Below are 12838 nucleotides of genomic sequence, written 5' to 3'. Positions count from 1 at the left end.
GTCGAAGAAGCCTTACGTTCGACACACTGAGCTCTCGACTTGGGCGAAGTGCCCGCCTGCCGGGCACACGAAATACAACAAATAGTCACAAAGGGTTAAACCAGGCCCCAAAGAGTGGCCCGCACGCAACAGTAGCGGAGGGATCGCATCGTTAACCACTCGGGAACCCTTGTCGCACCCCCCGCGCCGCCGTACCAATCAGGGTAATTGGGGTCTCTCGGGGCGCGATTCATGCAGTCATTTGCCAAGTCATATCTGTTCAAGCCAGCATTTCTGGCCGCCACCTTGGCGCTCGGGGCCTGCTCGACCAATCCCGGCTCGGGTCCGCTGACGGACGACGTTAACAACAAGATCCAGACGGAAAACGCGCCGGCCTATGAGCTGGTGCCGCTCAATCCGGCCACGGTGAAGATCCTGCACACCCATGAGCCCAAGGGGCTCGCCGGCGTGTTCACCGATCGCCGTCCGCCCGCCAGCATCGTGTTCGGCATCGGCGACGTCGTCAGCGTCACCATCTTCGAAGCCGCGGCAGGCGGTCTGTTCATCCCGGCGGAAGCCGGCGTCCGTCCCGGCAACTATGTGACGATCCCGGATCAGTCAGTCGATAATGACGGCTTCATCACCGTGCCCTATGCTGGTCAGATCAAGGCCGCGGGCCTGACGGCGGTCCAGATCCAACGCGCGATCGTCGAGAAGATCGGCAACCGCGCAATCGAGCCGCAGGCGGTCGTGGCGATGTCCTCGCAGCGCACTCAGCTGATCAGCGTGCTCGGCGAGGTCAATTCGCCGGCGCGTTATCCTGCCAGCGCTGCAGGTGCCAAGGATCGCGTGCTCGATGCGATCACTCGCGCCGGCGGCATCAAAGGCCAGGGCTTCGAGACCTGGGTCATGCTGGAGCGCGGCGGCCGCCGGGCCACCGTGCCGTTCGAAAATCTCGTGATGGCGCCCGAGAACAACGTCTATGTTCGTCCCGACGACAGCATCTACGTCTATCGCGAACAGCAGAAGTTCCTGGCGTTTGGCGCCAGCGGCCAGAGCGGCGAATTCAATTTCGATGCCTGGCGCATCAACCTCGGCGAAGCCGTCGGCAAGGCTGGCGGTCTCCTGGATGGCCAGGCCGATCCGGCTGCCGTCTACCTCTATCGCCGCGAGCCGCGCGAGGTTGCGGCCCAGCTCGGCATCGACGTGAGCAGGTACACTTCGGAGACGATCCCGGTCATCTTCAACGTCAACTTCCGCGATCCGGGCGGCTTCTTCCTCGCGACCAAGGTCATGATGAAGAATGGCGACATCATCTACGTCTCGAACTCGCGCAACGTCGAAGTTACCAAGTTCTTGAACTACCTGCGTGTGATCATGGCGACCGGCAGCGATACCGTGAACCTCGCCAACGACGCCCTGATCTTCCGCAACAACGTCAAGCTGGCGCCGTAAGACGCCGACTTGATCGACCAAAAGCGATGGCACCGGGGCTTTGTCCCGGTGCCATTTTCGTTTCGCGATCCCATCGGTATGGTCGGGCCGCGGAGGCAGCGTTTGGATCAGCGCGGCCTAGCCCGTCACGCGGGTCATCGCTCCCGCGGCAATGTTGCAAGAGGCATCAGCTTCATGCGCTTTCGAACGTTTTGCCGCCTTCCGGCTCTCGTCTTGATCGCTCTCGGGCTTGCATCGGCCGGAACGGCTCTCGGCGCCGCCGCAGAGCTAGGCGTCCGTCACAGGATCGACGTGATGGTCTCCGCCGAGCCTGATGCCCCGATCTTCTCGCGCCTGAAGGGCGCCAAGGGCGAGCTCTCGTTCACGGTCCGCCTGTCGGCGAACTCCAGGGAGAGCAAGTTCTTCGGGATGCTGCGTCCGTCTTTCCCGGATATCGTCGTCCCCGATGGCGCGGGCCAACTGCTGGTCCAGCAGACCAAGCTCTGGGAGGAGGAGGTCTGCCATCAGCGCCGCGGCCTGCCCAAGGTCACCGTGACCCAGCTCGCTGGGCATTTTGCGGAAGGCGAGGGGCGGATCGAGATTTCGGCCATCAACCGGCACATCGGCGTGCTGGTGCCGCCCGACGAATTAACCCCCGGAATAAAACTCGATCCGGGGAGTGATAGCTTTGGGCTATTCTACGCCTTCCGGGCGCAGACCCGGAACAGCCGCCTCAACGTGGATGTGAAGATCTATCCGATCGATTGCTTCCTCTAGGCTCGAACAGAGCTCGCAAGAAAGACGATGCGCCTTTGGCCTTCCAACATGAGCTGGTCCAGGATTCGCTGGTCATTTCGCTGGTCATGGAGCCTGCCCGCGACCTTCATCCTGTTCTTCGTGGCAGCCGGCGCGCCGTTTCCGTTCGGCTCGACCAACGATCTGTCGATCGCGTTCTGGTGCCTGTGCCTCGGAATCGCGGTGATGTTCGCGCCGACGCGCGATTTGCGCAGGCCGCAGCTGTGGCTGCTCGCCGGGATCGGCGTCATCGTTGCTGCTTACGCCTTCGTGCTGCATGAGCAGCTGTCCGATCATCCCTTCGTGGCGCCGTTCCAGCCGATCTGGAAGCAGGCGTCGGATTTGCTCGGCGTGCCGATCGCCCCGTCCGCGTCCATCGTCAAGAACGAGGCGTTCTTCGCGCTCGGCGCGCCGCTTGCCAACATCCTCGCCATCGTGCTCGGCATCACCGTCGGGGCGAACCGCGACCGCGCCCGCCGCCTGCTGTGGGTGCTCGCGATCTCGGGCGCGGCTTACGCGCTCTACGGCGTGCTCTCGTTCCTGATCGAGCCCACCATGATCCTGTGGCGGGACAAGACGGCCTATCTCGGCAGCGTCACCGGCACCTTCATCAACCGCAACACCGCGGCGGCCTATTTCGGCTCCTGCGCCTTGATTTGGATGCTCCTGATCCTGGAGGACGTCCGCCGTCGGCTGCCGGAGCGGCACATCGAATGGAAGCGGCTGTCGCTCGATCTGCGCGCGATCCCGCCGAAACAGATCCTGCCGCAGCTTAGCTGCCTGCTGATCTGCCTGATGGCGATGTTCATGACGACGTCGCGCGCCGGCGTCGGCCTGTCGCTGCTTGCGATGATCGTCTCGTTCACGCTGTTCCTGAGGAAGGACCTGCCGCCGCGCACCGGCATCTGGATCTCGCTCGGCTCCGGCGCGGCGGTGGCGCTCGGCCTGCTGCAGCTGCTCGGCGGCCGCGTCTCCAGCCGCTTCGACAGCCAGGGCCTGGTCGACGAGGGCCGCATCGAGGCCTGGAAATCGACGCTCAAAATCATCGCCGACAATCCTTGGGTAGGCACCGGCATGGGCACCTTCCAATGGGCCTTTCCGCCCTACCGCAGCCCCAACATCTCGATTCGCGGAATCTGGGACGCCGCGCATTCGACGCCGCTGGAGCTTGCCTCCGAGGTGGGCATTCCGATGGCGCTGCTGGTGGCGCTGGCCTGGGCCATCATGCTGCTTGTTCTGGCCAAAGGCGTGTTCGGACGCAGGCGCGATGTCATCATCCCGCTGGCGGCCGCGGCGACCGCGACGCTGTCGCTGCTGCATTCGTGCCTCGACTTCACGCTGCAGGTGCCCGGCTACAGCATTCCATTCTTTGCGCTTTTCGGCGCGGGCCTAGCGCAATCCTTCCGCACCAAGGAGGGCCGCGAGATGACCGAGGCGAACGCCACCAGCCGGCGAGGCGAGGGGCGTCATGCAACCGCCGGCGCGGCGGCGCGCGCGCTGCCCCAGCTTCACAAAAGTGTCTAGATTTGAAGCAGTTGCGCCGTTTACGAAGTCTTTAGAATAAGTGGACAGCTCTTTTCTCTTCCGCTAGGTTCCAGCAACCAGCACAGCCTTTTGCCCGGGCCGAGGACGCACATCGGGGCAGCTGATTTTTGGAGGTTTTGTTTATGAGCGTTATCAAAATTGCGCTTCGCATGGCTGCTGCCGCGGCCCTCGCCGCGACCATTTCGTCGGCCGCCAGCGCCGCCGTTTACCCGCCGCAGCGCCAGCTGCCGGCCACCGTCATTTCCGACTTCAAGGCCGCGCCGAACAGCCTCTTGCAGCAATATCCGACCGGCGGCCCGCAGCTGATCTCGCGCGTGCGCGATCTCGGCGCCTCCGACCCGACCACGCTGCCGGGCCTGATCGCACTTCTGAAGGATCCCGCGACCACCAAGGACCAGATGCGCGCGATCGTCGGCGGCCTCGCCCAGGTCGCCCGCTTGGCCGCGCAGGCCGACCAGGCCTACGCCAATGAGATCCAGGCCGCGATCGCCGCCACCCAGAACCCCGACGTGATCGCCGCCTACCAGGCCGCGACCGGCGACGTCGCGATCGCCGCGACCGGCGGCGGCGGCGGTGGCGGCAGCTCCGGCGCGGGCGGACCGACCGGCAACAACTTCCCGAACGGCGGCAATGGCGGCGGTGCCGTCAGGTTCGGCAACAACAACAACCCCAACAATCCGCCCGCGACCGTCGGTGGTGGCGTCGGCAGCACCAACAACAGCGTCAGTCCGCGCTGACCGGGACCGGCCCGCGCGGCCGGCCCATGACACCTCACGGCAGCGGCGCCATCGGGCGCCGCTTTGCTTTTGCGCCGTTAAGCTTCCTGCAAAAAGTCGCGTGAGTCGCGCGTTGCACTGCGTCGAGCGCGTTCAATTGCAGGCAGGGTTGTGCTAGTGTTGCGCGCAGCGCGGGCTTTGGCATCCGGCTTGCTCCGGACGCAGCAAACATTGATCCCAAGACCACAGATCGATCCATTTTCAGGAATTACTGGATGTTGCAGGTGAACAAGCCGACCTCGGAGATCAACCGTGATTTCGCCGAGGCCGACGGCTCTCCGTCGCAGACGCTGACCTCCTACATCGACATTATCAGGCGCCAGTTCCCGACCATGGTCGCGATCGTCTCGGCCTGCGTGATCCTGGCGCTGCTCTATCTCTTCACCGCCGCGCCGCAATTCACCTCCACCGCCTCGATGGTGATCGACACCCGCAAGGTGCAGCTGTTCCAGCAGCAATCCGTGCTTGGCGACATCGCGGTCGATTCCGCCACGGTGGAAACCCAGGTCGAGATACTGAAATCCGAGAACATCAGCCTTGCCGTGATTCGCGATCTCCATTTGACCGAGGATCCGGAGTTCACCAGCGTCGGCGGCGGCTTGCTCGGCGCCGTCGTCGAATTCTTCGGCAGTTTGTTTTCCGACGGTCAAGCGGCGTCCGAATTCGAGCAGACCCGCAAGGCGTTGGAGCGCTTCGAGAAGAACCGTACCATCAAGCGCCTCGGCCTCACCTATGTGATGGAGATCGGCTACACGTCGAAGGACCCGGCCAAGGCAGCGAAGATCGCCAACGCGATAGCGGACGCCTATATCGTCGATTCTCTCGAAGCCAAGTATCAGGCCACCCGTCGCGCCAGCGTCTGGCTGCAGGACCGAATCAAGGAGCTGCGCACCCAAGCCTCCGCCGCGCAGAAGGCGGTGGTCGACTTCAAGACCGCCAACAACATCGTCGACACCGGTGGCCGACTGATGAACGAGCAGCAGCTCGCCGAGGTGAACAGCCAGCTGGTGATGGCCCATGCCTCGACCGCCGAGGCCAAGGCGCGGATGGACCGCATCAACGATATCCTCAAGCAGGAGATTCCGGACGCCAGCGTCGCCGACGCGCTGAAGAACGACACCATCGTCAAGCTGCGCGGCCAGTATGTCGACATGGCCTCCAAGGAATCGATCTGGGCGATGAAGTACGGCTCGGATCACTTAGCCGCGGTCAACCTGCGCCGACAGATGGCCGAGATCAAGAAGAACATCATCGACGAGCTGAAGCGGATCCAGGAATCCTACAAGAGCGACTACGACATCGCACAGACGCGCGAGGAGGCGATCAAGTCGAGCCTCGCCAACGTCGTCTCGGAATCGCAGCTTACAAACCAGGCGCAAGTGCAGCTCCGCGAGCTCGAGAGTAACGCACAAAGCTACCAGGCGATGTACGACAACTTTCTGCAGCGCTACATGGAAAGCGTGCAGCAGCAGTCGTTCCCGATCACTGAAGCCCGGGTGATCAGCGCAGCAACTATGCCGCTCAAAAAGAGCTATCCGAAGACGCTGCTCGTACTGGCCGGCGCACTGTTTGGTGGACTGATGCTGAGCTTCGGCGCCGCGATGGCGCGTGAGCTCACCGACAAGGTATTTCGTACGACGAGCCAAGTGGAGGAGGTGCTGGGAGCCAACTGCATTGCCATTCTGCCGGCACTCGGCCTAGTCGACGTGCCGCGGTTTGGCGATAAAATGCTAGGAGGTAAACGCAATGCCAATAATCCGCAGGCGGACCTCCTGCGTTACGTCGTCGACAACCCGCTGTCGCGCTTCTCTGAAGCCGTGCGCTCGGTGAAGGTAGCAATCGACCTTAATGCCATTGTGCGCGAGAACCGCGTTTTAGCTACAACCTCGACCCTGCCGAACGAGGGCAAGAGCACTCTCTCCACCAATCTTGCCCAGCTCATGGCGCATGGCGGCGCGCGCGTCATTCTTGTCGACGCGGACTTACGCAACCCCTCGCTATCGCGCGCCCTGGTGCCCGATGCGCAGATCGGCCTCGTCGACGTCGTCGCGCAGAAGGTCCAACTCCATGAGGCGCTGGTGGTAGACTCCGAGACCAAGCTCTCGATCCTGCCGGCAGGAATTACCTCGAAGCTCTTGCACACAAACGAGATCCTTGCCTCGAAGGCGATGCACGCTCTTGTGACCCAACTCCGCGCGAAGTTCGATTACGTAATTCTGGATATGCCGCCGATGGCGCCGGTGGTAGACGTGCGCGTCACGTCCTCCTTTGTAGATTCGTATGTGTTTGTCGTGGAGTGGGGCAAAACCAAAACCGACGTAGTCAAGCACAACCTCCGCGGCTCGCCTGAAATCCAAGACAAGCTGCTCGGCGTGGTCCTGAACAAGGCTGACACCAAGGCGCTTGCCCGCTACGAATCCTATCACGGTCGATATTATTATCAGAAATACTATGCCCGCTATGGGTATGTCGAATAGTTATCGCGTTGCGCGACTGGTGCTACTGCGCTCGTCCCTTTTGCTCTGCGGAGCGGTTGGTGCGCTTTGGGCTTCCTATGCGACACGGTCATTCTGGTTAGCCACTCCCGTTCGCGAGGTTTCCAGCCGCATCGTTGCTAACGACCGGTTTAAGCCCGGCGTTCTGACGGACGTGCTGGCGCACTTGAAGGGTATCGATCGGCCTGCGATCTTGCAGTCTAAGTTCTTGGAAGCCGAGGCCATAGTAATCCTGCGTGCTGCGGATGAAACCACGCAATGGAGTCGACCTGAGGAGAGCGATCGGCGAATGGAGAATGCCGAAGACAAGATTCGAACGGCGCTTCGTGAAAACCCGATGGGTTCATTCCTATGGTTGATGCTCTATTCCGTCGGTACAGCGCGCAACGGACTTGATCCAAAAAACATTAGCTATCTTGAGCAATCGTACGCGACGGGACCGAACGAGGGCTGGGTCGCCCTGCGGCGTAATCGGTTGGCGCTAGCTGTCTTTCCAGTTCTTTCGACCCTTGTACAATCTGAAGTTATATCTGAATTCGCTAACACCGTGGATTCTGACTTCATTGCAGAGGCTGAGCTAACGTTGATCGGCGTGGGATGGACCTATAAGGAGCGCCTACTGTCCGCGCTGGAGAGCGTTGATCTGGCTTCTAGACAGGCTCTGCGGAAGCGCCTATCGAATGACGGCATCAAGGTGTCTATTCCTGGTCTTCAAGCTGATGAGAGGCCGTGGTAATGATCTCAATTCGCTTGGGGTTGAGTAGACGTCGAGGGGTGCTAACATGCGGCTTGGCCAGCGCATGGCTTTTCGCAGCAAGCACTCAGGCCCAATCACAATCGACCCCGACGCCGCGCTTCACGGTACAAGGACCTGGCGAGACGACGGGAGGGCAGATCATTCGAGATGCGCTTGGTCGGCCTTGCCTGGATATCGAGGCCGCGGCGCGGCCTCATGTCGTCAATCCAAACGTCGTTGATCACGTAGTCAGCGTGAAGAATAATTGTTCACGCACGATTAAAGTTAAAGTTTGCTACTACGCCTCCGACAGGTGCAATGGGTTCGTAGTTGGTGGTTACCGGCGAGTGGATACAGTCCTCGGCAGCATGACAAAAATCACCACTTTTCGATACTCCACTACTCAACAGTAGAGCGGACGAAACGACCAGTTCTTTGTCGCTCGCGCGAAGTCGAATGATCTTTCACCATGAATTGGACGGCGATCGCCAGCAGGGAGAAATAAACGAAGTGTTGCGGCTCATGCGGAACTTCAAATTGGGAGTTTACGGCGAGTAGCGTGAGCAATCCAAACGCAAGAGCTTGGCAGAATATCCGGACGTCACGTTCTTTGCTTCTGAATGAGATCAAGAGAGGTTGAAGGATAAAGGCAACGATGCAACAGAAGTAAGGTACGCCGAACTTTGCAGCATTTCGCAATCCGCTCTCAGTGATTGCAGTCTTGTGTAGAGTAAGTCCTGAATCGGAATAAATGTTGGTGCCATATTGAATCACCGGATCCTCGTGACCCACGCCGATAAGGGGACTCTTGCTAATTGCCTCCATAAGGATGTCGTTGAGAAGCGCGCGTCCAGCGGAGAGGTCGCCATTTTTGTACTGCGCGAGGCTCGCGCCCTGGAGTTCGGTTCTAACGTAGTAGATCGCCTCATTGAGCAGATCGGGTTCAAGGAAAAAGATCGAAATTGCCAAGAAGACGGGAATGTAAAGGAGTGCTCTAGCAAGATTGTTCGCTTGGACGGCCTCAATTGCAAACGCAAATCCTACAGCAATCAAAACAAGATAGCCGCCCGCTGATTTTGCAAGAAGAATTGAGATTACTGAGACCACCATCATCGCTGCGGCTTCGAAGAATCCCAGCCTTCCGATATTTGAGGCGGCAATCAACATGATTAGAAACGCTAGATCTATTAGGACGCTGTGTCCGGTTCGCGAAGCCAGCAGCCGAACGCGTTCGCCTGCCAGGAAGTCATCAATCGGATTTCGAATGTCGGTAAATCGAGAAAGGACAATAGATAGTAGGACGTAAATCAGAATGTTAAGTAGGCAAAGCCGAGCCAGGGTCTTAAAGAATTTTGCCCTGTTTTTATTAGTGAGCGCGCCCGTTGCAAACCAAAGGGCAAGAGCTTCCACGAACACCACGCCGCCTATGTTAAAGATATTCCCCGTGCTGTCCGAGTACAAAAACAGTAGTCCCATCATCAATGCGAATTTTAAGGCCACGATTGTGGGGATATTCACGTGAGGTCCCCGACCCTCGTGCGCATAGTGAAGTGCAGCTGCGATCACGACGACGCCATAAAGAGCGTAGACCGCAGGCCAGTAGATCGAGTAAATGACTGGCAAAAGTGCTATTAGTACAAACCATATGTAAGTTTTACTTGGGATCTCTCCAGATTGGGCGGAGCGAAGTCGGAGTTGAGTCATTCATAGGCCTTCTTAAACACGGGTTCGATCACTTTCGGGCAAAGTTGGCCGGGCTGTCGCCATGGAGTTACTCTGCTTTGCCCGTTCCTACCGTCACCGGATCATCCGGTATCCATCGGGTTATACGCGTATGTCGCCTCGCAAACTAAAGCTACTTCACATTATTGCCAGTGTTGACCCTGCCTACGGCGGTCCTGTCGAAGGCATTCTGCAACAAAATCGTGTGACACGCTCGCTCGAGCGCGAGATCGTCTCGCTTGACCCGGCCGATGCCCCGTTCTTGCTGGACTTCCCAATCAGAACCCACGCGTTAGGCTCTTACAAGACCGGACAAGGCTGGGGCAACCTTTTCAAGCGCTATGGTTTCACCGGCATGCTGATCCCCTGGCTCAAATCTCACATTCGAAACTACGATTGCGTCGTCGTGAATGGATTGTGGAATTTTTCGACTTTTGCAGCGGCTAGGGTGCTACCGAATTCTGGCACTCCTTACTTCGTCTTTACACACGGCATGCTCGATCCTTGGTTTCGTTCGAATTTTCGAGCTAAACACGCCTTAAAGCAGTGCTTTTGGCTTTTCAACGAAGGTTGGCTTTTGAGAGGTTCGAACGCCGCGCTATTTACGACAGAGGAGGAGCTGGAGCTGGCCAAAACAATGTTTTGGGGCTTCGACTATAAACGGCAAGTGGTGGGGTATGGCACGTCCTCTCCTCCTGCCACCAGTGACGAGCAAGAAAGGGCCTTTAGACGTGCCGTCCCCAACTTAGCGAACCGATCCTTTGTGCTTTTTCTGAGCCGAGTTCATCCTAAGAAGGGTTGCGATCTGTTGATCGAGGCTTTCGCTAATGTAGCGCACCAGTTTCCCGAGGTAGATCTAGTCGTTGCCGGGCCAGATCAGTCTGGAATGCTTGAAGGCTTCAAACGACTGGCCGCTGAGCGCGGTGTCGCTAGTCGTGTGCACTTCCCCGGGATCCTTCTTGGGGAGGCAAAATGGGGGGCATTTAGAGCTGCGGACGCATTTGCTCTGCCCTCACACAGCGAAAACTTCGGCATTGTTGTCGCTGAATCTCTCGCTTGCGGTACTCCGGTTTTGATTTCCAACAAGGTAAACATTTGGCGAGAGATAAAATCGGCCAATGCTGGGTTCGTGGAGGACGACACGATAGAGGGCACAACATTGGCTCTCAGTGGCTATCTGAGCCTAAGGCCGGAAGCAAAGCAAGAAATGAAGATCAACGCGCGGATTTGCTTCGAGCGCAAATTTAACATCGAAAAGAATGTGGAGATATTCGAACGACTTGTAAGTGCCGCCGTATCGCAAGTTCCTAGCAACGGGTGATGCTCAATTCGTAGCGAGAGACTGCCAAGATCTAACATAGTCTATCTTGTAGGTAGATGGCATTGTTGCATCTTCCGGGATCCCGCAACCCTTCTGGTGAACTTCGCTATCGAAGATCATATGCATGGGTCTGTGCCAAAGCCGGTTCTCTAACCTTCGAACCAAAACGCCGTCTACAAAGAACTCAATTCGACTCCGATTCCAATTCAAACCGAAGACATGAAACTCGTTCGCAAAATCAAAAGGAGCTCGCCAATACGCTTCTGAGATAATATCCGAAGTATAACCTGGGAGCTGATACACATGCAGCGTCATGTGGTAATTGCTCACTGCACCATTTCTGTCTTTGCAGAACTCGAATACGTCAATCTCGTCCTGGGTATCAGCGTACTTCTTGTAGAACCAGAACGAGCTCAGTGCGGCGGAGCGCATTGGCCTAGCTCGAACCTCGAAGTATCCGTATTGAACTGTCGAAAGACTTTTTACTATACCGGTTGACCATTTCCCATAGCCAGCACTAGCAAGTGCTGCCGGCGGATCACGTAGCTGGCAAGTTATATTTAGGCTCCCGTCTGCGACAGAGACATTCTCCGATGCAAAAAAGGACGGTTTCATTCCGTTCCATGTATCGCTTGATGACCACTTCAGGGGGTCCAATCTATCGCCATTAAATTCGTCGCTATGCGAATTCAATTTCTGCCAACCGTCCTTGTTGGATTGGTCCGAAAGAGGGAGGTCATTCGTTTGACGTTCAGGCAAGTTTCCGAGAGCGCCGACTCTCAGAAATTCATCAGATCTAGCCGCGCTTACCCGCTGAAAGGGAAGCGCGGCTACGCCGGCTAAGATCGATCGTCGTGTAAGCAATTTAGAGCTCCGATCTATTCCTCGAGTCAGTCCGGCGCGGCAGCGAGCTTTGAAGTGTTCAGCCACCAATCCTCAAGCGACCGGAGATGACCTCGGAGATTCAGAGCTGGCCGTTCTACCAAATGCCAGGAGGCCAGTCCGACGACTAGGCTAAGTCCCACCGCAATGACGAAGTTCCAAAGGATTGTCCGGCTCCAAGGTGCTTCCAATGCTATCAGCTGCTGCAGCACGTAGCCATAAAGATACATTCCGTATGAGCAATCGACGACGCTCGCTGGGAGCATCTGTCTAGGATTGCATACGCCCAAGTAGATCACGCAATACACTAGCGGAGGTATACCTAACAGTTGACCGGCCGGGAGCAGCCCAAATGCGATGAGGGCGCTCAACGCAGACACGAAGAAGAGCTTGGCGTTGTACGGCAGCCTCTCCTTGTACAAATATGCCAGCACGCCGCTTGCGAAATAGACGACAAGAACATGCCCCCAGGCGTGGCCATGAAGAACTGATAATCCCTCGGGTGAGCGGATTTGCTTGATCAAAGCGATCAAGAATATAATCGCTGTCGCCACAATCGCACGGTGTCGATGCTTCTTGACGCCGACCAGGATCATCAAGGTTATGGCGATGTAGCAGATCAGCTCCCAAGGCACGGTCCATAGCTGCCAATTCACCATTGCTGGCTTCGGATTGCTTAAGAAAACGCCAGGTAAATAGTAGCTGATATGCCCCGTAACGTTCAATAAATATCGAAAGAACACTGGGCTGGAGAAGTACTCTCGCAGCGAAATTTCCGTGACAAGAGGTCCAATGAGAAGAGCCGACAACGTTACTTCGACAATAAGCGCGGGATAGATGCGAAGGAACCGAAGTCCCAGGAACGACAAAAGGGTCCTGCATCTCTGCATACTTCCTGCAACCAAGAATCCACTCAACGTAAAAAAGGCGGGCAATACAAATTTGAGGGGAAGAGCTAGTGGGTGCTCGAAAAAGTCCTGACCGGCCTTCTCTCCAATCGCAATGGTCGGAGCATGCGCTAAAATAACGAGAACAGCCAGAACGAGACGCATATAGTCAAAGCCACTAGGGTGGAGTGAGCTGGCCCCGGTTGTCTGAACAGAATATCCGCGTCGATAAGTGGAGCCTCTGCCGGGGTTAGGCTGCCGTGCGG

General features: G+C 57.7%; 10 protein-coding genes. 7 read left to right on the top strand and 3 right to left on the bottom strand.

The window, feature by feature from the left end:
- Nucleotides 1–231: 231 nt before the first annotated feature.
- The 6 genes from D6B98_RS26340 to D6B98_RS26315 all read left to right on the top strand — a co-directional run bounded on the left by D6B98_RS26340 (nucleotide 232) and on the right by D6B98_RS26315 (nucleotide 7760).
- The gene (locus D6B98_RS26340) at nucleotides 232–1434 is read left to right on the top strand and encodes a polysaccharide biosynthesis/export family protein (protein ID WP_126259828.1); all 1203 of its coding nucleotides are present in this window, start codon (nucleotides 232–234) and stop codon (nucleotides 1432–1434) included.
- 294 nt (nucleotides 1435–1728) lie between these two features.
- Nucleotides 1729–2190 carry a hypothetical protein gene (locus tag D6B98_RS26335; protein ID WP_245481462.1) on the top strand — a complete coding sequence of 154 codons (462 nt, stop codon included), beginning with the start codon at nucleotides 1729–1731 and terminating at the stop codon, nucleotides 2188–2190.
- A gap of 27 nt (nucleotides 2191–2217) precedes the next feature.
- Nucleotides 2218–3732, top strand: a complete 1515-nt coding sequence (locus D6B98_RS26330; protein WP_245481461.1) for an O-antigen ligase family protein — start codon at nucleotides 2218–2220, stop codon at nucleotides 3730–3732.
- A gap of 143 nt (nucleotides 3733–3875) precedes the next feature.
- Entirely contained in the window at nucleotides 3876–4490 is a 615-nt protein-coding gene (locus D6B98_RS26325) for a hypothetical protein (protein ID WP_126259824.1), read from the top strand.
- 254 nt (nucleotides 4491–4744) lie between these two features.
- Nucleotides 4745–7006, top strand: a complete 2262-nt coding sequence (locus D6B98_RS26320; RefSeq protein WP_126259822.1) for a polysaccharide biosynthesis tyrosine autokinase — start codon at nucleotides 4745–4747, stop codon at nucleotides 7004–7006.
- Between the two features lie 307 nt (nucleotides 7007–7313).
- On the top strand, nucleotides 7314–7760 hold the full coding sequence (locus D6B98_RS26315; protein WP_126259820.1) for a hypothetical protein: 447 nt from the start codon (nucleotides 7314–7316) through the stop codon (nucleotides 7758–7760).
- Nucleotides 7761–8159: 399 nt separating this feature from the next.
- On the opposite strand, the gene D6B98_RS26310 is transcribed toward D6B98_RS26315, so the two are convergent.
- Complete coding sequence (locus D6B98_RS26310) at nucleotides 8160–9278, bottom strand: O-antigen ligase family protein (protein WP_126259818.1); 1119 nt, start codon at nucleotides 9276–9278, stop codon at nucleotides 8160–8162.
- 247 nt (nucleotides 9279–9525) lie between these two features.
- Here D6B98_RS26310 and D6B98_RS26305 point away from each other — a divergent pair, with 247 nt between their 5' ends.
- Complete coding sequence (locus tag D6B98_RS26305; RefSeq protein ID WP_245481460.1) at nucleotides 9526–10803, top strand: glycosyltransferase; 1278 nt, start codon at nucleotides 9526–9528, stop codon at nucleotides 10801–10803.
- A 3-nt stretch (nucleotides 10804–10806) separates the two neighbouring features.
- Here D6B98_RS26305 and D6B98_RS42005 read toward each other — a convergent pair whose 3' ends face one another.
- Complete coding sequence (locus D6B98_RS42005; protein WP_502699929.1) at nucleotides 10807–11733, bottom strand: family 16 glycosylhydrolase; 927 nt, start codon at nucleotides 11731–11733, stop codon at nucleotides 10807–10809.
- Nucleotides 11694–12838: acyltransferase family protein (locus D6B98_RS26295; protein WP_164718872.1), on the bottom strand; the 1145-nt coding region annotated here is incomplete at its 5' end. The genes D6B98_RS26295 and D6B98_RS42005, both read right to left, overlap by 40 nt.

The organism is Bradyrhizobium sp. LVM 105, assembly GCF_003957705.1.
GTDB classification, from domain to species: Bacteria; Pseudomonadota; Alphaproteobacteria; order Rhizobiales; family Xanthobacteraceae; genus Bradyrhizobium; species Bradyrhizobium frederickii.
This window is presented reverse-complemented; position numbering and strand designations above follow the sequence as displayed.